The organism is Nonomuraea sp. NPDC048882 (assembly GCF_040649755.1).
GTDB lineage: Bacteria > Actinomycetota > Actinomycetes > Streptosporangiales > Streptosporangiaceae > Nonomuraea > Nonomuraea maheshkhaliensis.
In genome coordinates, this window is sequence record NZ_JBEZGB010000008.1 from 81,762 (window position 1) to 101,845 (window position 20,084).

A 20,084-nucleotide genomic window follows, 5' to 3' on the forward strand; every position below is an offset into this window, starting at 1 on the left:
AAGGGGATTCCCACGGTCGCCCATGGGCCTTCCTGCTTCACCGCCGGTCGCCCGCCCGAGAGGAGTCTCGTTGAGGTCTTACACCGGCTCCACAGGCGTTTCAGCTCTCCGCCAGCCCGGCGGCGAGCACGTTCTGGGCCGCGTTGACGTCCCGGTCATGGACCGCGCCGCAGGCGCATTCCCATTCCCGGATGTTCAGCGGCATCTTCTCATGCACGGAGCCGCACACGGAGCACCGTTTGCTGGAGGGGAACCAGCGGTCCACCGCCACCAGCGTGCGCCCGTACCAGCGTGCTTTGTACTCCAGCATCGAGCGCAACTCTCGCCAAGCCGCATCCGAGATGGCGCGGGCCAGACGGCGGTTCTTCACCAGGTTGCGGACGGACAGGTCCTCCACGGCGATCGCTTGATTCTCGCGGACAAGCCGTGTCGTGACCTTGTGCAGATGATCCCTTCTCCGATCGGCGATCCGGGCGTACACCCGGGCCACCTTCAGGCGAGCCTTGGCCCGATTGGCGCTGCCTTTCTCCTTGCGGGCCAGTGCCCGCTGGGCTTTGGCGAGTTTGCGCCGGTCGCGGCGTTCATGCCGGGGATTGTCGATCTTCTCGCCGGTGGACAGGGTGGCCAGCACGGTGATGCCTGCATCCACGCCCACCGCCTGCTCTGCCGGAGCGAGCGGGGCGATCGTCTCCTCCACCAGGATCGACACGAACCAGCGCCCGGCCGTGTCCCGGCTCACGGTCACCGTGGACGGCTGCGCACCCTCGGGAAGCGGACGCGACCACACGATCGCCAGCGGGGCGTCCATCTTCGCCAGTGTCAACTCCCCGTCCCGCCAGCGGAACGCCGAGCGGGTGTACTCCGCCGACGCCCGCGACTTCTTACGGGACTTGAACGCCGGGTATTTAGCGCGCTTGGCGAAGAAGTTCGCGAACCCCGCCTGCAGATGGCGCAACGTCTGCTGCAAGGGCACACACGATACCTCGCACAGGAAGGCGAACTCGCCGCTGCTCTTCCACTCGGTGAGCATCGCCGACGACTCGCCATAGGAGACCCGTTTGCCTTCCTGGGTGTAGGCGCGGGTGCGCTCTTCGAGCGCTCTGTTGTAGACGAGGCGGACGCAGCCGAACGTCCGGGCAAGCTCTTCGGCCTGCTCGGGGGTCGGGTAGAAGCGGTACTTGTAGGCCCGCTTCACGATCTGCGCCACGCCTGGCATCCTACCGAACGATCAAGGAAAATTAGCGTGCTTGTTCGATACGGTGGTTCGGCTGTCGGTGATTCGCCTGTTCCTGCCCTGCTGCGCAGGGGGCCGATTCCTCCCCCGCCTGAAGGCCGGGGGGTTTCCTTGGAGATTTCTGATGACACGCCATCACTCGCCCGAAACCCCCGACACCCCCGGCGAACTCGGCACCCCCGACGCTCCCGGCACCCTCGACGTCGCCCGCGAGCTGGCCGGTCTTGTCGCCGCGCCCGCGCCGTTCCCGGCTGAGGTGATCGAACGGGCCAAGCGGCACCTGCTCGACACCCTGGGCGCCGCCCTGGCCGGGACCACCACTCCGGCTCCCGGCCTGGCCGCGCCCGGGAACGCACCCATCTGGGGCACCGGGCTCACCGCAGCCCCCCGGGACGCGGCGCTGCTCAACGGCATCGCGGCACACGCGCTGGAGCTGGACGACACCGGCGGCTGCGATCATTCGGGAGCCGTCGTGGTGCCCGCCGCACTCGCCTGCCTCAGCCTCGCCGACCGCCCGATCCCCGGCACCGAACTGCTGGCGGCGATCGTCCTGGGCTACGAGGTGGCCCGCCGCGTGCTGGAGGCGTGCGGCGGCTACGCCGCGCACAACGAGGCCGGATGGCACTCGACGGGCACCTGCGGCACGTTCGGCGCGGCAGCGGCGAGCGCGCGGCTGCTCGGGCTGGACGGCGCGCGGACCGCCGACGCGCTAGGCCTGGCGGCCGGATTCTCCGGCGGCCTGTGGGCCTTCGTACACGACGGCGCACCGAGCAAACGACTGCACGCGGGCCGCGCCGCCGAGGGCGGCCTGACCGCCGCGCTGCTGGCCGCCTCCGGCACGAACGGCCCCCGCCGCGTCTTCGACGACGTATGGGGCGGCTTCCTGCGCACCTACGCGGGCCCCGACGCCGACCCCGGCGCGCTGACCCGCGAGCTCGGCAAGGAGTGGCGGATCTCCCGCTGCTCGATCAAGCCGTACGCGTCCTGCCGCAGCACCCACTCCTCCATCGACGCCATCGGCAGCCTCGACCTGCACCCCGGCGAGATCGCCCGCATCCACGTACGCCTGAGCCCCCTCGTGGCCGGCATGTGCGGCGGACGCGACGTCTCCACCCTCCCCCACGCCCAGCTCAGCCTCCCGTACGCCATCGCCGCCAGAGTCCTGTACGGCGACGCCGACCTGGCCGCCTACTCCCCCCAACGACGCGCTGACCCCCGGGCCGCCGAACTCATGAACCTCATCGACCTGGAAGCGGACCCGGAGATGGGCGGCATCGACGAGCCGACCCTGACCGTCACCACGACCTCGGGCGCCGTCCGGCGCGCCAGGGTGAAGCACCCACTCGGCTCCCCCGCCAACCCCCTCTCCGACGAACGACTCCTGACCAAATTCCACGGCCTCGCACCGAGCCGGGAGCGCCTGGCGGAGCACGTCATGACCCTCGACACCCGCTCCGACGCACGAGACCTGCTCCCCCTTCTGTCCGGCGCGCGCCAGGACGTACGGGCTTGATCCGGTTCGGCGGACGGTCTGCGTGCCGGCGCCTCAGCGTGCCTCAAGGCGCCGCTGCTTACGGCGTTCCCAGGAGTTGGGATGCCGGATGACCACTCCTCCGGCGCCGCCGGTGCCGGAGAGGCGGACCAGCGGCGTCCTGGGGAGCCGCTGCGACGTCGTCTTGTCCCTGAACCCCCCGAGGCCCTCGGTCATCCGGGAGGTCTCCGCGGCCCAGCCGTCGGGGATGACGATCGTGACGCCGCCCATCTGACCTTCCGCCTCGATCTGAATCTCGGGCAGCCGGCATTCGGCCTGGGTGAAGTCGAGCTTGACGGCGCCCATCCCGCCGTACACGACAATGCGCCCGGACACCTCCCAGGGCCCGGAACGGGTCAGGCCGTTCATGCCGCCCCTGAGGACCAGCGGCTCTTGGTTCACCGGGACGTCCGGCGGCAGATCGGCGGTGAGGGGCGCCAGGTCGGCGTACGTCTTGGCGTTCAGCGCCAGGCCAAGCCGCGTGTCCAGCTCGCCGAGGTCGATCCGGCCCTCGGCGGCCGCCCGGTTCAGCTGTTCCACCACCGCTTCGCGCTCGTCATGCGAGACGCGCCACTCGTCACGCCCGGCGGGTTCCTGAGGGCCAGCAGTCATGTCCCAATAATACGGACAGGTCGCTTCCCGTGGCGCGGTCGAAAAGCCTTTCACCGAGCGTCGCACCCGGGCGGCCACCGTCCCTCTCCTGACCGTCCGGCCCACCGGCGTCCGGTCAGCCTTGCCCGCGCAGGTCCAGCATGAGGACCTCGACACCCGCCTCCCGGGCGTCGGCGAGCAGGGCGGCGGTCAGCGCCCGGCCGACACCACGACCATGGGCGGCGGCGTCCACCGCGAGCTTCTCCACTCCGCAGCGTCGAGTATGGCGGGCTCAGTGGTCATTCCGCTGGTCAGGGCAGGATCCATGACGGGCAGCCTAACCGGCCGAGCCCGCCATCGAGACCGGCCCCGTCCGCTGCTCAGAACGCCCTGCTGATCACGCCCGGCGGGTGCTGGGCAGCGGGAACCAGCGCAGGCGTTCGAAGCCGGCCGGCAGGTCCGGCGGGGGCGGGCCGAGCTCGTCGCGGCGGGACGCCAGGATGGCGCGCGCCTGCTCCAGATACCCGGGCAGAGCGTCCTCGCCGGCCCGCGCCCTCGCCGCCGGCGGGACGGGGATGTCGAAGGGCAGGTCGTCGAGGTGGATCGGCGGCTCGGCGGCGGCGTCGTGATGGCGCCACAGGCCGGTCGCCGGGTCGAAGCGGTAGTCGGGCAGCAGCCGGTGCCCGTGGCGGGCGATCAGGTCCACGGCGTCGATGAGGTAGTCGCAGACCGTGTCGGAGATGAAGTAGTTGAAGTTGACCCGCACCCAGCCGGGCTTGATGCCCTCGCCGCTCGCCTCGATCTCCCGTCCGAAGGCGTGCGAGTGCGCGGCGTCGATGCCGAGCAGGCGGTGCCCGTACGGTCCCGCACAGGAGCAGCCGCCGCGCGCCTGGATGCCGAACAGGTCGTTCAGCAGCGCCACCACGTAGTTGTGGTGCAGGTACAGCCCGCCGGACGCGCGGATCCTGATCGAGACGATGGGCAGGCGGCGGGCACGCAGGTCGCCGAGGATCTCGATGCCCGGGTTGCGTCCCCAGCGCCGCAGGGCGCGCTGCCAGAAGCGTTCCTCGCGCGCCTGGATGAGGCCGGTGCCGACCGCCTGCTTCAGCCGGAACACCAGCCCGGCGCGGATCGACTCGACGATCGCCGGCGTGCCGCCCTCCTCCCTGGCGACCGGGTCGTCGAGGTAGCGGTGCCCGTCCGGACCCACGAACAGCACCGTGCCGCCACCCGGGGCGGTGGGCACCCGGTTGCGGATCAGGTCCCGGCGCACCACCAGGACGCCGGGCGTCTGCGGGCCGCCGATGAACTTGTGCGGCGACAGGAAGAGCGCGTCCTTGCCACCGTCCGCCATGCGGATCGGCACGTACGGGGCGGCCGCGGCGTAGTCCCAGAACGACAGCGCGCCGTGCTCGTGCAGCAGCCCCGTGACGCGGTCGGTGTCGGTCAGGATGCCGGTGACGTTGGAGGCGGCCGAGAAGCTGCCGATGAGCAGCGGCCGGCCGGCGTACTGGACGAGCCGGCGGCGCAGGTCCGCCAGGTCGATGTGTCCGGAGGAGTCCGCGCCGATCGCGACGGTCTCGGCGATCGACTCGCGCCAGGGCAGCTCGTTCGAGTGATGCTCGTACGGGCCGACGAACACCACCGGGCGCCCCTCGTACCGGCCGGGGGTGCGCAGCTCCAGGATCCCGATCAGCTTGTTGACCGCTGCGGTTGCTCCCGAACCGCAGAAGATCACCATGTCGTCGGGCCCGGCGCCGACGCCCTCGCGCACGGCCTCGCGGGCCTCCTCGCGTAAGCGGCTGGTCTGCAGGCCGGTGCCGGAACTCTCGGTGTGGGTGTTGGCGTACCGGGGCAGGACCTGGTCGCGGATGAAGTCCTCGACGAAGGTCAGCGACCTGCCCGAGGCGGTGTGGTCGGCGTAGACGAGGCGGCGTGGGCCGTACGGGCCGTTCAGCACCTCGTCGTCGCCGATGACGGCGGCCCGGATGCGCTCCAGCAGCGGCGGCGTCGGCGCCGCGGGTTGTCTCATCACCGTTCCAGTCTCGCCGCGAGACGGAGCCGGTGTGCGGTGACCGTCTGAACAGGCACAATTACGCACTTCCGGTCGCCGTACGACCGGCCCCTGTCACGGGCCCGGCAGGCCCGCTGCGATCAGCCGGCGGCCAGCCAAAGGTCAGGGCCGAAGACCTCGTAGTGGATGTCGCGGGGCGCCACACCGGCCTTCAGCAACTGACCGCGGACGCGGCGCATGAACGGCACCGGGCCACACAGGTAAGCGATCGCGCCCACCGGGATCTCGACGCCTTCCAGGTCCATCAGGCCGTCGCGGTCCGGCGCGGTCGCGCCGCTCTCGTACCAGAAGACCCGCTCGGCGGCCGGCCTGAGCATGTCCTCCCGCAACGCGTGCTCGGCTGGGGAGCGGTCGGCGTGCAGCAGCAGGACGCGGCGGTGCGAGCCGGTGGCGGCCAGATGATCGAGCATCGCCACGATCGGCGTGCAGCCGATGCCCGCCGACACGAGCACCAGCGGCGCGTCCCCGTCCTCCAGCGTCACGTCGCCGAACGGCGCCGACAGGGTCAGCTCGTCGCCCGCCCACACGGTGGCGTGCAGCAGCGTGGACACCTCCCCGGCGGGATCACCGTCGACCCGCTTGACCGTGATCCGGCGCGACCCGTCCCCGCCCGCGCCGGACAGCGTGTACTGGCGCAGCTGGTGGACCCCGTCCGGCATGCGAACCCGGACGCTGACGTACTGGCCGGGACGGGCCGGTAGCGCCGGGCCGTCGTCCGCCGGGCGGAGCAGGAAGGAGACCACGTGCGGCGTCTCTTCTTTCCGGCCGACCACCCGCCACTGCCGCCATGTGGCGCCGTTGCGCGCGCCGGCCTCGGCGTAGACTCGCGCCTCCTGGGCGATCAACGCCCCTGCCATCAGCCAGTACACCTCGTCCCAGGCTGCGGCGACCTCCGGGGTGACGGCCTCGCCCAGCACATGGGCGATCGCCCCGAACAGGTACTTGTGCACGATCACGTACTGGTCGTCGGTGACGCCGACGGCGGTGTGCTTGTGGACGATGCGGGCGAGCAGCTCGTCGGGGCGCTCGTCCGGACGCTCGAGGAGCCTCGTGGCGAACGCGGCGATGGATCCGGCCAGTGCCCGGCGCTGCTCGCCATTGGCCTGATTGCCGCGGTTGAACAGACCGTCGAGCAACTCGGGCCGCTCGGCGAACATCGTCTCGTAGAAACGCGCGGTGATGGCGTCGAGCGAGGCGCCGACGACCGGCAGCGTGGCCCGGACGATCGCGGCTGAATCCGCGGACAGCATGGAGAACCCCCTGGACAGGCGATGGACATGAGGCCCACGGAACTAGGCGGGCCGCGCATCAGGCTAGAAGCAGGAGCATGCCCGTTCACCGGGCCGAACGTCAGTAACTGCAGGGCCGAAAGTCCCTTATCGGACGAAGCCCCTATCGGCGGCCAGGATCCGGCCGTAGCCGGACCCACGACGCCGCCCCGATGACGTGCGGGAACCGCACCACCGACCACCACGTCATGGCGCGCTCACCTGGAACAGACCGTGCGCGCCTGCCTCGGCCTGGCGCATCGTATGGTCCACGACCGGATACATGCCCGGCTCCGGGAAGACCAGCTCAGCGAACCCGCCCTGCGCCGGAGCCAGGTCGAGCGCCTGCGCCCCGCCTGGGTCATCGGCCCGCAGCAGGTATGCGCCTTCCTTGTAGACGGTGTCGAACGGCGCCCCGACCACGTGCAGCGCCGTGCCCGAACTCGGGCCGGCGGCCACCGCCCAGATGCGGACCCGCTCCCCCGGCTCGGCCCGCAGCGGGGCGTGGTCGTAGCCGCTAGCGGTGCCGTTGAACATCCAGCCGTCCGGCTCGCCCTCCCGGATCTTGGCGACCTGGGCGTCGCCGCCGGGCTCGCCGAGGTACAGCTCACCCTGCACCAGAACGTATTCACGGTCCGCCGTTGGCAGCTTCGGCGGGTCGATGATGACCGCGCCGTACATGCCGTTGGCGATGTGCTGGGTCATCGGCGTTGAACGTCCACACGCGCTGCCGCATCCCGGGAGCGACCTCCTGGACGACGGTGTCGTCCGCGCGGATCTCGATGTGGTGTTCCATGCCGCCGGGCGCGGGCTTCAGGGCCGCGTCGTACGGCTTCCAACCCGGTGACATGGGGGCGGCCGGATCCAGGCGGGTGGATTCGCCCGCTTGCGGGGCGGCGTTCGTGCCGTGGCCGTTGTGGCCGGCGCCCGGCCGGGGCCGGGACGCCGCGGCAAGGACGGTCGGGATGATGCGCATGCTCATGCCCGCCGCGCGGTGCCCGGCCACGATGCACCAGCCGTCCACCGGCTCACCGAGCGGCTGCAGCTTCAGCGTGGCGCTCTGGCCGGTGACCAGCATCGGGGTACGCTCTCCGGTCGCCAGGCGCAAGTCGTGGCGCTTGGCGTCGGCGTTGGTGACGCGCAACGTCAGCACGGCGCCCACGGGCGCCTCGATCTCCGAGGGGCGGGTGCTCCCGCCGCGTACGCCGCCAGCCCGGCCAGGGCCACCCACTGCCGGTCCGCCAGCAGCCCGGCGACGGCCACCGCCAGCCCGGGCGCGGCCAGCCGGAGCCCCACGCGCGACGCCCGCCGGGTCTCGTCCGGCATGCGGGTGCGCAGGACCGTCGGCCAGAGCGTGAACAGGGTGCCGAGCACGGTCAGGCCGACCCAGCCGAACACGTTCACCTCGGCATGCGCGGCATGCAACCGCTCGTGCGCCGCCCCGTGCCCGACGTGCGCGGCCAGCAGCCCGCCCAGGACGGCACCGGCGGCGAGTGCGCCGGCGGCGGAGACGTACCAGCCGATGACGTGCCCGAACCGGCCGGGCAGCGCCTGCCGCACCAGCAGGACCAGGACGGCGGCGTGCCACACCACCACCCCTGCCACCAGCGCCGCCCCGGCGGCGGCCACCTGCCACGGTCCCGCCGAAACCCCGGCCAGCACCGCCACCGTCGCCGCGTTGAGCACACCGAGCCTGGCCAGGCTGCCGCGCCGCGGCGGCGTGCGGACGCGCAGAAGCGCCACGGTGAAGTGCTCACTCCAGATCAGGATGGCTGTGCTGACCGCGCCCAGCAGGAACACGTGGATCAGCAACCAGCGCGACGCCGGCAGCACGTCACCCGCGAGAGCCACCACGACGGTCAGGGCGAGCCAGCCGACGACGATCGCGTTCGCCCGCAGGTGCCACGAAGCGCGGGAACGCTGCGCCGGCTGGACGGTCTCCGGTCGCTCGGTCATACCCTGGCTCCCAGCAGGATGTGGGCCACCACGTCGGCAGCCGAGTGGTCGTCCGGCAGGCCGTCGAGGAAGCCGGCGTCCTGGCCGAGCGTGAGCAGCGGCGGCTCGTCGTAGCCGCCGGCGCGATGCTGCCCGAGCCCGATCGCGGCGAGCAGGCCGTTGCACAGGCAGCGGCGGCCGGCCGCCTCCTCGGCCGAGCGTCCCTTGCGCACATAGGTGTCCACCGGCTCGGCCGGGCAGCGGTAGCCGATCGCGCCGTCCGGCTTCGCGTACGGGGTGCGCAGGTAGCCCAGGTCGCACAGCCGCGGGCGTGCCTCGTACACCTCCTGCTCCGACAGCGTCCCGGCCACGGCGGCGACCTTGAACGGGAACCCGGTGGGCGAAGCGCGCGGGTCGTTGCGCACCTGGAGGGCGCCGCTCACGGCCTGCTCGCGCAGGCGTCCGCGCAGGCCGGGTTCGAGCCCGGACTCCCGGCACAGCGCGAACGCCGACCCCACCTGAATCCCCTGCGCGCCCGCCGCCCAGGCCCGCTCCAGCCCGCCGGGCGTGCCGTACCCGCCCGCCAGCCAGAACGGCAGCCCCAACGCGGCCACCTTGCCCAGGTCGGCCTCGTCGCGGGGCCCGTACACCGGCTCGCCCGCCGCATCGAGCGTCATCCGGCCTCGGGGCGGCGCGCTGTGCCCGCCCGCCACCGGCGTCTCGATCACGAACCCGTCCGGCCGGGTCGCCGGCGAACGAGCCAGGTAGGCGGCCAGCACGTGGGCCGACACGATCGCCAGCAACCTGGGCCGGGCCTGCGGCGTCAGCCGGTGTCCGAGCAGCCCGGCCGGTTCGAACCCGATCGTGTGCCCGTCGCCGCCCGCCACGGCGACCGAGATCCGGGCGGGGCGGTGCTCGGACAGGTCGTCGAGCAGGCGCGGGATCTCCACCGGGATGCCGGCGCCGACCAACACGTAGTCGGCGCCGGCCAGCATCGCGCCGTACACGGCCGCCGGGGTGGCGAGCTGGATCTTCTCCAAGTAGTTCACCCCGACAGGGCCGTCATGACCCTCCTTGGCCAGGAAGACCTCGGCGAAGTTGGCCACCACGGCCAATTCGTCACGAGCCCGGTTCGGCCGCACTCCCAGCCGGGGCACCGGCCGATAGGGCACGTCCCTGCCGGTACCGCCGGGCACGAAGTAGCGGCCGAGCACGCGCTCGGCGACCTCGGGAACCGGGAAGCAGGCCAGTGCGCGGCGCAGGTGGCCGCCGGGGTCGCCGCGCTGTAGCCGGCGGGCGATGGTGACGTCCAGCGCCGTACCCGACACCACGCCGAGTTGTCCGGTTTCGGCGACCGCTCGGGCCAGCCGCCAGCCCGACACGCCGACGCCCATGCCGCCTTGGATCAGGACGGGGCGTATCGGCTCAGCCACGATGGGCCTCCCATGTGCGCAGGTCGACGACCTCGAACACGGGGCGGCGGGGCACGCGCGGGACCGGCGGTCCGTACCCGAACCTGACCAGCATCTGCACGTGCCCGAACGGCCTTTCCCTGTCGCTTCGGTACGGTGCCGGGCGCAGGTCGAGGGGCTGGCTGAACATCGACGCCGCCACACCGTGCGCGGTCGCCGTGAGCAACACCCGCTGCAACGCCTGACCGGCGCGTAGCCAGTCCCGCGGCCCGTCACCCCTGGTGAAAAGGGCGGCGAGCTGCGGATCCGGTTCGAAGTCCGCCTGTTCCCGCACAGGCTCGCCTGCCGCGCCCGAGCGAAGGTCGCGGCCGGCGTACGGGTCGCCGAGGGTGAAGTCGCGCATGGGAAGCTCACCGTGTCTCGGACGAGGACCGAAAGCGTGTTCGGGCACGCCGTCGCAGCGCGTCCGCGAGCCGGTCCAGCGGGCCAGTTCGGCGCGGTAGGTCTCCTCGGCGGCCAGCGTGTCCTCAGCCATGGCGACCAGGTCGAGCACGCGCCGCGCCGTGCGTCCTTTCACCAGGACCAGCGAGGCGCCCTCCTCGTGGGCGGCATGCACGAGGTTGGCGAAGACGTCCCTGGGCAACCGGCGGTCATCGAAGGGGAAGCGGTTGGTACGCCGGTGCGGGATCATGGCATGCAGCAGCCGCTCGTCCTGATCGGGCGGGCTGCCCGGGATGGCGCGCACGGTGGCCAGCAGATCGGGCCGCTCCTCGGAGTCGGGCAGCAGCAGTATCTGAGGGTCGTGCACGGTCATCCGGATCGCCAGCCGCAGGTTGAACAGCGCCGCCCCACAGCTGATGCCCAGACCGCGCCCCATGGGATCGGTGACGGCCAGCAACCGGTCGAGGTCGGCGTACAGGTCCATGGTGGTGTCATCGACGTGACGAAAGCGCCACGGCTGGGTGTTGTGCACCGATGGCGCCGCGACGGCGGCGCTGACCAGCCTGCGCACGCCGACGCGCGTGGCGAAAGGCTTCTCCGCGCAGGCGGGCTGGCCCTCGATGAACGTGCGGGTGCAAGAGGGATCGATGCCGGGGATTCCGGCCTCAGGGATCGCGCCGGTTCCCGTCATAGGGCCATTCCCGACGCAGAGCTAACAGCGTGCATGGACCTAAAATTTCGCGCCTTACCGTGTTCACGGCAGGGACCAAAGTCCCTCGCAGCGCGTCCGATGGACCGTTTCGCCAAGCCACTTCCACCACTTCGGCCACCCGCCGAACCAGACGTCGTCCAGCACCAGCAGCCGCCGCGACCGCACCGCTTGTCTCCCTCCGACGAGGTTCACCTCCCGCGTGGGGTCATCGGCGGCATCCCCGGCGTGTCGGCTACAGCCGCGTGGTGTGCACCTCCTCCACCTTTGTTTTCAGCCGTTCGGCGTGGGTCTGGTCGGCCGTCTCGACCTGGTTGGGGAGCCTCGTGGACGATGTGGAACAGGGCCTGGAGCTGGCGGCCGAGCTGCTGCAGCAGCTCGGCCAGCCGCGCCGCAGCTCTGGGGCCGGCGCGCTCGGCCGGCGTGCGATACAACCGGGCGTGCTCAGCCCGGCGCACCTCGCTGATCAGCCGGGTCAGTGTGGTGATCCCGAGGGCAGCAGGAGGTTCTCACGCAGCATCTGCACCACTGCGCGGTCGAATAACACCCGCGGACCTCAATCGGTGACCACACTCGCGCGGCCATTGGAGGCACCATGGCTGCTGGAAAGCCGCCCGCTGCACCCCCAACACATTGTGAGCTTGACCAGCTCGCCTTCTGCCGCAACGCCGCCAATCTACTGATCGCGGTACCGGACCGGGCCACGCCGGACGTCGCGCCGCACATCGATCCGGACGCCTCGCCGTACACAACCGACCAAGGCGTCCTGGCCGTCCCGCTGTGGCCGTTTCGGGCGCTGTCGGCGACGCGCGCGGGCGCCGACCCGGCCACCGCCCTGCTGCTCCTGGCCGGCACTGCGGTGGCCGACTTCGCCGTGCACGAGGCGCTGGAGACCTACCAGAAAGTGTCGGGCCGCCCGGTCTGGGACCCGCACGACAGCCCGTACGAGCTGACGCCGTGTGTCGGCTCGCCGGCCGAGAGACGCCTGCCCCGGGCCCTGCGCGCCAGCTCGTCAGCACGCTGCTACAGCGGCTAGACGCGACAGAGCCTGGAGCGCTGCAGACGCCACACGATCTGCCGGACGCGGCCGAGCTGTCTCAACCGCACTTTCGCCGATCGTGACTGGGAGAACGCCGAGGGGAGCGTCGACCTCGTTGACCCGCAGGCGTGGGAGCGGGACGAGGCCGAAACTCTCGTCGCGCAGGACTGGTGCCGGGTGCCGGAGGGACCGCAGCCTCTCCAGGTTCGGATCACCTGCGACGCCCTCGGCCCGGACGACAGCAGGGCGGACGTGCTGGCCGACGACGGCACAGAACCGCTTATCGCTATTGGCTGTTCAGATTGCCCCGAGGCCGGAGAGGGCGCGTACGGCCACGGCCTGCAAGGGCACATCGCGGCCCAGGATCCTGCGGATGGCGCACTGGACGCCGGGTCCTGGATGTCGTGATGAGATCCGCAGGGAGGCCGCAGGCGTGTTCGAGGTCAACAGTGAGGTCGACAACAACGGCAGAGGCACGCTCGCCGGGCATGCTGGGCCCCGCTCGATGCTCTCCGCGACACCCGGGCTGGAAGTGCCTGCATGCCACCTCAAGCGGCCTGATCAATCACAGGGCTGAATGGATACGTCAGCACCATCATGGGTTGCCTTTTGACGCGGAACTCGGGGGCACATCATCACTGCGCCCGCCGCATCAGCATCCATGCACATCGAGAACAAAACTTACAGCCGAGGCGTCCGCAGCCTCAGGAGAGCCGACGCCGAGCCAGGATCGCCATGCGTTCGCCCGCGAAGAAGGCCCGCGCGAGGCTGCCACGAACCGCCGCTCCGGCGCCCACGCACTTGGAGATGTAATGTACGCCCACCGTGACCACGACGGCGATGAACACGTACGCCCAGATGTCCACCAAGAGGCCGGCGGTGTAGCCGGAGGCGAGAATGATGATGAGCACGGCGTAGATGAGCATCGTCCACCACCACTGCTCGAACCCGCGGGCGAAGACCTTTCCGCGCTCGGGAATGGTGGAGAACTCCTTGCGCGAGTCGCGAATGGTCCGCGTCGCCAGCATGAGCGTGACGCCGTTGCACGCCGTCACCGCGAGGGCGCCCGCCGCGGAAGTCCACGGCCAGGTCCAGTACAGCTCCTTCGAGAACGTCGAGAGAATCGTCGTGGGAACCGCCACCATCGCCATCGAGCGCATGAGGACTTCCGCCGTCGTCGCCAGCCCTCCGGGGACGACCCTGACGGAGAGCCTCGCGAAAATGGTCTGATAGTACTTGGCTGCCGCCAAGCCCTGGCAGAACGCGATGATGTTGGCCGCGAGCCCGGCGTCGGCGGTGAACTCCGCCATGTCCAGCTCGCCCGTGAGAAGGTCGTCGAGCTTCAGCAGCGCGGTCTTCGCCGCGATGAACCACCAGGACACGGTGGCCAGCACCGAGAAGAGCAGAAGGTATTCCTCGCGCCGCGGTCGCCGCTCCCCCAGGTTCCGCCACGCCAGCACCTGCTTGAACTGCGTGGCCACTTCGCGCGAGGTGGGGGCGTATTTCGCGAACGGGCGGGCGAAGTCGTTCTCCTGCACCTCGGATTCCTGCTGTACCAGTTCGAAGTGGAAATCCAGGTGCTCGCCGAGGGCGGCGAACGAGAACTCCTCGCCATCGGGCAGCAGCAACAGCCGTCGTTCGGGGCGCTCGTCTATCAGGTCTTCCAGTACGCGGCCCAGAATGGGGCTCGTCGTCCAGATCTCGTCGGGAGTCCTGCCGTCCCTCGGCGGACTGCCGGTCAGGATCTCCATCAGGATGATGCCCAGCGAATAGGCGTCCGCGGTGACGGATTCCGGCCGCCTGTTCTTGATCTCGGGCGCGATGTAGACCGAGTCGTCATGCTCGGCGATGCCCACCTGACGGCTGTAGAGGTGATTGATCCCGAGGTCGATAAGGCGTATCTCGGCCGTCTCCCTGTCGAGTATGACGTTGTTGGGGGACAGGTCGAGGTGCTGGCCGCGCGGATTCTTCGCGTCCACCGGGGCGCCGCCGGCCAGCAGGTGGAGGGCGGTCGTCAGTTTCGCGGCGATCTGCTGGGCCTTCCTGAGCCGGGACGCGATGCCGGGCCCTTCGGCCTCGAAGGCCGCCAGGTGCTCGCCCAGCGTCTCCCCTTGCTGGAACGGCATGACGACCCAGCGGTCAGAGGAGGAGATGGGCTTCACCACGACGGAGGTCATCTCGTCGGCGCCGTACGTGGCCGCGTACGTGTCGGTGGCCCTGGCGATGGCGGCGAGTTTGTTCCACGGGAAAAGCACGCACTTTATGGCCAGGAGCGGCCTGACTCCCGCCTCGTTCACCGCCCGGCTGCTGCGGCCTTTCACAATGAACGAGGTGGTGCCCGCTTTGTGGTACTCGACGCTGCCGAAGTCAATGTCGTCCCACGTGCGCGCCTCGGCGGAATGTTCCGGGCGGCTCACCGGCCGGTAAACGACCCGGATCGCCTCCTTCAGCCGCGGGTCGGCGAACAACTCCGCACAGTATTCGTCGGTCTCGCGTTGCGCTCCCAGGTCCGGCGACTTGAAACGGCGGTCCAGCAGCTTGACCGTCACGCACACGAGTGCCATGACGCCGTGGAGCAGCGAGCCGGGCATGGCGGAGATCCTGCGCCGCGCTTCCTCGCAGGCGGTCATGAAATCGGTGCGCTGCTCCATCTCGTAATTGGAGATGTGGTCGAGGATGTCGTTGAGAAAGGCCTCGGCGCCCTTTTGCGTGGTCGCCTCGTCCTGCTCCATGAGGCGGCGCGCGCGCCGCTCGGGGCCGGGCCCCTCGATCTCCTGGAGCAGGGCTTTCGCGTACGTTCTCGCAGACATCCGCGCCATGAGCCGTCCCAGATCCGCGAAATGTGCGTTCGATGAGTCAAGCCCTGACACGGAGAATACGCGGCTCGGCCGGTCGCCATCAATCGGTTCGGATGGACTTCACTGAGGTGATCTCAGCGCGATAATTCGGGTGATTGGGGACGTTCTGGACGACCGTGAGGGCGTTTCGGGGCTTTCGGGAGAAGTCGTCGAGGGTCTGAGATGGATGTGAAGCCTCCGGCAGATGAGTGGCTCGGTCCATGATCTGACCGCTGCCCGCGTGCACGTGCTGGGCGCGTTGTACGCCGCAGCCGAGGCGGGCCTGCCGACCCTCGCCGACAGCGGCTACGACGGCGCCGGAATCGGTATCCACACCCCGATCAAGCAGCCCGACGGTAACCAGATTCGCAGCCCGGACAACCGCACCTGCAGCCGGTTCCTCCGCGCCCTGCGTTGTCTCGGCGAACGCGGGTTCGCCCTGCTCAAAGGCCGCCGGCGGATCCGCCGGCACATCACACTCAGCCCCGGCACCATCGGCGACATCGCCCGCGCGGCGCTTGTCCGCACCCATTTCGAGCGCGACTGTCTACCGGAGGAGAAGACCTGCAACGACATGGTCCGGGCGGATGTATTTTTGGGCAGGCGCACTCCCCGAAAGCCTGTCTGCATACGAGAATAGATTTCATGGAGGTCGTCGGTGACGGAATGATTGCCCGGGCTTTCGTCAATTCAGGGATGAGGATGGACGTGGTGGTGTTCGCCGCCGGAGTGTCGCGGTCGACCATCACCGAAGCGACGGAGTTCGGCCGGGAAGCCGATCTGCTCCATGAGACGATAGGCAATGCCCGAGCCGGGCGGCGCCGGCTCCTCTACTTCTCCACCGCGTCGGCGCATCTTTACGGGAACGGCGACGGGTCGCCCCGTTCGGAAGAGGACCCGGTTCACCCCACCACCGCGTACGGGCGCCACAAGGTGGCGATGGAGCACATGATAAGGACCTCGGGGGTGGACCATCTCATCCTCCGGGTGACGGAGGTCGTCGGGCCGCACCAGCGGCGGCACCAGCTGCTGCCCGCGCTGTTCTACCAGGTGAACGAGGGTGTGGTGACCGTCTACCGGGGCGCGCGCCGCGATCTCATCGACGTCGCGGACCTCGTGACCATCGCCGCGGAAATCCTTTGCAGCGACCTCCGTCACGCGACGGTCAATATCGCCTCAGGCCATCCGGTGACCGCCGATGAAATCGTCTCCCATCTGCTGGAGATATCCGGCCGGGCCGCTACCAAGGTCTACGTGGACATCCCGGCCAACGACTACAATGTGTCGACGAAGAGAATGACACGGCACGCGCCCTCGACCGCCCGGATGGGTTTCTCGCCGACCTACTACAGAAACGTCATCGACCGCTATTACCGCCGCTGAGGGAATTCAGGCGTGCGCGGCCGCGTGAATGCCGTAGAGGTCCGCGTACATGCCGTTCCGGGTGAGCAGTTCGTCATGTCTGCCGGACTCCACCAGCTTTCCCGCGGCCATCACGAGAATGAGGTCGGCGTCGGCCACGGTGGAGAAACGGTGGGAGACGATGACGCTGATCGCTCCGTTCAAGGCCGCGAGTTCGCGGGACCGCCGCGCATAGCGGGTGAAGATGGCGTGCTCGCTCGGAGCGTCCAGGGAGGCGGTGGGCTCGTCCAGGACGAACAGCAGGGGGCGCGGCCGTGCGCCGGAGCGGGCCAGCGCCACCTTCTGCCACTGGCCCTCCGACAGCTCGATCCCGCCGAAACGGCGGCCGAGCTCGGTGGCGAGACCGTCGGGCAGGCGGGAGACCAGCGCTTCGGCGTCGGCGTCGCGGACCGTGGAGTTCAGGTCGCCCCGGGCGCCCATCATGACGGAGTCCTCGAAGGTGGTGCAGTAGCGGCCGAAGTCCTGGAAGGCGGCGCTCATCGAGGCCCGCCAGCCGGCGGTGTCCAGGGCCGACAGCTCCACGTCGTCGACGAGGATGCTGCCCGAGTCCGGGGCATACATCTTCGCCAGAAGCTTGACCAACGTGGTCTTGCCGGAACCGTACTCGCCGACCACCGCGACCACCGCTCCGGCGGGCAGGTGCACGGACAGATCCTCCAGGACGGGCGTGGTGGTCCCCGGGTAGGTGAAGGACACGTTCCGCAGCTCGATCCCGCGCCGCAGCCGGACGGGCGGGGTCGCGTCGGCGGTGTCGCGGTGCGTCCGGGCGTACTCCATGAGCCACAGGTAGGGCCGCAGCAGCCGGCGGTACCCGCCGACCTGCATCGATCGGTGCAGCGCGTGCTCGACGACATTGCGGAACTGGACGCCCATGGACACGGCCAGGATGATGTCCCCCGGCTGGCCGGCCGCGGTGACCAGGAAGATCGCCAGGGTGAACCCGGCGCCGAAGACCAGCCAGCCCGCCGACGACCAGCCGGCGGCGATCAGGGCGGCGCGGGCGCGGGAGCGCGTCACCCGTTCCCAGGCTTCGCCCTGCAGCTTGAGCGCTTGCGCCGCGGCGCCGTAGACGCGCAGCTCCTTCAGGGCGGCCGGGTTCACGCAGATGTCGTCGTACAGCTCCCGGTGGAGGCGCAGGTCCTCGGCCGAGGCCAGGTCCTCTTGGGCGATCTTCTTGCGGCCTAGCCGTTCCATGGCCAGCTGTACGGCCGCGCACGGCAGCAGCGCGAGCAGCCAGGGGTTCACTCCGCCGAGCACCGCGAGCGCCACCAGCAGTCCGATCGTGGCGGCGATGGCCTGAAGGACCGCCCACGCCCAGTCCACCACCGCGCCGGACTGGCCGCGCAACGTGGTGACCCGGTCCAGGAACTCCGGGTCCTCCAGGTGCCGCACCTGCGGCAGCTCCGCGCAGGCGCGCAGGATCCGGGGTTCGACCTCGGTGAGGCTGATCCGCTCCACCAGGTGGATGGTCCGCAAGTAGGCGATGTGCTCGACGCCGAGGTTGAGGGTGAGCACCAGCGCGGCGCCCAGCGCCGCCACCCCTATCGCGGTGGCGGTGCCCGCCTGGGTGGCCTCCACCAGCGCGCGCAGCGTGAGCCCCACCGCCGCGAACATGACCGTCGAGACCACGTGCCAGCCGATCAGGAAGGCGGTCGACCCGGGATAGCGCCGCAGGCACAGCACGATCAGCTCGCGCCACAAGCGCGCGTACTTCCTCACGCGAGGTCTCCTTCGTCCAGCCGGTCCTCGTATCCCTGGCTGAAGCGCCGGGCTTGAAGCGCGTACATGGTGGCGTACTGCCCGCCCCCAGCCATGAGCTCCTCGTGCGTTCCGGACTCGGTGATCCGGCCGCCGTCGAGCAGCACGATCCGGTCCGCCTGCCGTACCGTCGAGAGGCGATGCGAGATCAGCACCATGCTGATCTCCTCGGTGATGTCCGGCAGCCGCTGGAAGAGGTCGTGCTCGGTGCGGACGTCCAGGTGGGCGGTGGGCTCGTCCAGCACCAGGATCCTGGCACCCCGGCGGGTGGCGTAGAGGGCGCGGGCGAGCGCGACCTGCTGCCACTGCCCGCCCGACAGGTCCACCCCTGCGGTACGGCTGCGCGACAGCGGCGTGTCGTACCCGCCGGGCAGCCGGCTCACCACGGGGGCCAGCCCGGCGTCCCGGACGACGCCGGTGAGCAGGCCGGGGTCGGCGGCTCCGAGGGCGATGTTGTCGCGCAGGGAGAGGGGGTATTTCAGGAAGTCCTGGAATACCACGCTCAGCCGGGACTGCCAGCCGGGGATGTCGGCGATGTCCGTCCCATCGGCGAGGATCCTGCCCGAGTCGGGCCGGTACAGCCCGGCCAGGAGCTTGGTCAGCGTCGACTTGCCCGCGCCGTTGAGCCCGACCAGCGCCAGCGACTCCCCCGGCCTGATCTCCAGGTCGACGCCGTTGAGCACCTGCCGGCCCGGATAGCTGAAGCACACGTTCTCGAAGCGCACCAGCGGCGGTGCAGCCGCGGCTGTCCCGGCGTGCGCGCGCAGCGGGATCGGCGCGGGGTTGATCCGCTCCAGCTCACCGGCGGCCCGCCTGACCGGCCGAGCCCCTTCCAGGGAGATCACGTCGTCGGTCCTGATGGCCACGCTGAACACCGACCAGGCCGCGGTCACCACGGCCACTTCCAGCGCGATGGTGCCCTGACCGGCCGCCGTGCCGAGGGCCACCCAGGTGAAGGCCACGGTGCATCCGGCCAGCGGGAGGAGCAGTGCCAGCCACAGCCCACGCAGCACCCGCCGGTCGTCCTCCCACACGGGGTCCACGTGGGTGCGCATGTCACGCGTGTAGTGCCCGAGCAGCCATTCGCCCGCTCCGAAGACGCGCAGCTCCCGGCCTGCCGCCGGCGTGGTGGCGACCTCGCCCCAGTACTTCCACCGCCGGTGGTACAGGACTCCCTCCACCCAGATCCGGAAATGCCGGACCCACTGGCGGCCGTGCATCGTGCGGAAGCACACCGCCGGGATGACCGTCGCCGGCACCAGCCACCACGACCACCAGGACAGCACCACCGAGGACGACACCAGCGCGACGGCGTGGCCCACCAGCTCCAGCTGGCTCACGGCGCCGTCGCCCGAGGTCCTGTCGACCCAGTCCCGCGGCTCCGCCGTGGTGGTCTTCACCCGGTCCTGGACGTCCTGCCGCTCGGCCACGTCCACGGTCGGCACGCCCATCACCAGGGCGGCGATCCGCGTACGGTGCGCGCCGTCGATGCGGTCGGCCGCCAGCCGTCCCACGGGGAACCGGAAGGCCAGCGCCAGCTGCCCGGCCAGTACCACGCCGCTCATGAGCAGCACCGGCGCGAGCGCGGATCGGCCGTCCGCCGCCACCAGCTCCTGGACGGCGATCGCGATGCCCGCGGGCACCACCGCGTCGATGAGGACCATCGCGGTCAACGCGATGGACACCGCCGGGCCCGCATAGCGGAAGAGCCCCAGCAGGTCCAGCCTTTCTCGCATGGGCATCCCTCAGGCAAGGCCGACGAAACTTTCCATTCCCTCGCGAAATCTTGCGCAGCGTATGTCCGGTTCTGCGAATCGGTCAATACACCTTTCC

The 20,084-nt window shown here is 70.4% G+C and carries 16 protein-coding genes and 1 pseudogene; 4 read left to right on the forward strand and 13 right to left on the reverse strand.

Features of this window, described 5'->3' with window-relative positions; genetic code table 11:
• Positions 1 to 100: 100 nt before the first annotated feature.
• Complete coding sequence (locus AB0C27_RS27845) at positions 101 to 1,207, reverse strand: RNA-guided endonuclease TnpB family protein (RefSeq protein ID WP_357849158.1); 1,107 nt, start codon at positions 1,205 to 1,207, stop codon at positions 101 to 103.
• Positions 1,208 to 1,358: 151 nt separating this feature from the next.
• Between AB0C27_RS27845 and AB0C27_RS27850 the strand changes: the two genes are divergently transcribed.
• Positions 1,359 to 2,747 carry an MmgE/PrpD family protein gene (locus AB0C27_RS27850; protein WP_357849160.1) on the forward strand — a complete coding sequence of 463 codons (1,389 nt, stop codon included), beginning with the start codon at positions 1,359 to 1,361 and terminating at the stop codon, positions 2,745 to 2,747.
• A 33-nt stretch (positions 2,748 to 2,780) separates the two neighbouring features.
• Here the strand turns inward: AB0C27_RS27850 and AB0C27_RS27855 are convergent, their stop codons facing one another.
• From AB0C27_RS27855 to AB0C27_RS27895, 9 genes and pseudogenes are all read right to left on the reverse strand, one after another.
• Positions 2,781 to 3,377 (reverse strand): DUF1707 domain-containing protein, encoded by a 597-nt coding sequence (locus AB0C27_RS27855; RefSeq protein WP_357849163.1) that lies wholly within the window; start codon positions 3,375 to 3,377, stop codon positions 2,781 to 2,783.
• Positions 3,378 to 3,492: 115 nt separating this feature from the next.
• Positions 3,493 to 3,627, reverse strand: a pseudogene (locus AB0C27_RS27860) (GNAT family N-acetyltransferase); the annotation flags it as partial.
• A 126-nt stretch (positions 3,628 to 3,753) separates the two neighbouring features.
• A complete protein-coding gene (locus AB0C27_RS27865; RefSeq protein ID WP_357849166.1) occupies positions 3,754 to 5,388 on the reverse strand; it encodes an aminotransferase class V-fold PLP-dependent enzyme in 1,635 nt (544 codons plus the stop codon).
• Between the two features lie 122 nt (positions 5,389 to 5,510).
• On the reverse strand, positions 5,511 to 6,680 hold the full coding sequence (locus AB0C27_RS27870; protein WP_357849169.1) for a globin domain-containing protein: 1,170 nt from the start codon (positions 6,678 to 6,680) through the stop codon (positions 5,511 to 5,513).
• 225 nt (positions 6,681 to 6,905) lie between these two features.
• Positions 6,906 to 7,403 carry a hypothetical protein gene (locus AB0C27_RS27875; protein WP_357849172.1) on the reverse strand — a complete coding sequence of 166 codons (498 nt, stop codon included), beginning with the start codon at positions 7,401 to 7,403 and terminating at the stop codon, positions 6,906 to 6,908.
• Positions 7,327 to 7,860: a hypothetical protein gene (locus AB0C27_RS27880; protein ID WP_357849175.1), complete on the reverse strand. Its 534-nt coding sequence runs from the start codon at positions 7,858 to 7,860 to the stop codon at positions 7,327 to 7,329. The genes AB0C27_RS27875 and AB0C27_RS27880 overlap by 77 nt, the downstream gene beginning before the upstream one ends.
• Positions 7,845 to 8,654: a hypothetical protein gene (locus tag AB0C27_RS27885; protein ID WP_357849178.1), complete on the reverse strand. Its 810-nt coding sequence runs from the start codon at positions 8,652 to 8,654 to the stop codon at positions 7,845 to 7,847. The genes AB0C27_RS27880 and AB0C27_RS27885 overlap by 16 nt, the downstream gene beginning before the upstream one ends.
• Positions 8,651 to 10,066, reverse strand: a complete 1,416-nt coding sequence (locus tag AB0C27_RS27890) for a nitronate monooxygenase (protein ID WP_357849180.1) — start codon at positions 10,064 to 10,066, stop codon at positions 8,651 to 8,653. Before AB0C27_RS27890 ends, AB0C27_RS27885 begins: the two co-directional genes overlap by 4 nt.
• A complete protein-coding gene (locus tag AB0C27_RS27895) occupies positions 10,059 to 11,177 on the reverse strand; it encodes a hypothetical protein (RefSeq protein ID WP_357849183.1) in 1,119 nt (372 codons plus the stop codon). The genes AB0C27_RS27890 and AB0C27_RS27895 overlap by 8 nt, the downstream gene beginning before the upstream one ends.
• 613 nt (positions 11,178 to 11,790) lie before the next feature.
• Between AB0C27_RS27895 and AB0C27_RS27900 the strand changes: the two genes are divergently transcribed.
• Positions 11,791 to 12,231, forward strand: coding sequence for a hypothetical protein (locus AB0C27_RS27900; RefSeq protein WP_357849186.1), 441 nt, complete (start codon positions 11,791 to 11,793; stop codon positions 12,229 to 12,231).
• Positions 12,232 to 12,938: 707 nt separating this feature from the next.
• On the opposite strand, the gene AB0C27_RS27905 is transcribed toward AB0C27_RS27900, so the two are convergent.
• Positions 12,939 to 15,044, reverse strand: coding sequence for a protein kinase (locus tag AB0C27_RS27905; RefSeq protein WP_357849189.1), 2,106 nt, complete (start codon positions 15,042 to 15,044; stop codon positions 12,939 to 12,941).
• Between the two features lie 232 nt (positions 15,045 to 15,276).
• On the opposite strand from AB0C27_RS27905, the gene AB0C27_RS27910 reads away from it, so the two are divergent.
• Positions 15,277 to 15,711 (forward strand): transposase family protein, encoded by a 435-nt coding sequence (locus tag AB0C27_RS27910; RefSeq protein ID WP_357849192.1) that lies wholly within the window; start codon positions 15,277 to 15,279, stop codon positions 15,709 to 15,711.
• A 5-nt stretch (positions 15,712 to 15,716) separates the two neighbouring features.
• Complete coding sequence (locus tag AB0C27_RS27915) at positions 15,717 to 16,454, forward strand: NAD-dependent epimerase/dehydratase family protein (protein WP_357849194.1); 738 nt, start codon at positions 15,717 to 15,719, stop codon at positions 16,452 to 16,454.
• 6 nt (positions 16,455 to 16,460) lie between these two features.
• Here AB0C27_RS27915 and AB0C27_RS27920 read toward each other — a convergent pair whose 3' ends face one another.
• Positions 16,461 to 18,212, reverse strand: coding sequence for an ABC transporter ATP-binding protein (locus AB0C27_RS27920; RefSeq protein ID WP_357849197.1), 1,752 nt, complete (start codon positions 18,210 to 18,212; stop codon positions 16,461 to 16,463).
• Positions 18,209 to 19,987: an ATP-binding cassette domain-containing protein gene (locus tag AB0C27_RS27925; RefSeq protein WP_357849200.1), complete on the reverse strand. Its 1,779-nt coding sequence runs from the start codon at positions 19,985 to 19,987 to the stop codon at positions 18,209 to 18,211. The genes AB0C27_RS27920 and AB0C27_RS27925 overlap by 4 nt, the downstream gene beginning before the upstream one ends.
• Positions 19,988 to 20,084 lie beyond the last annotated feature (97 nt).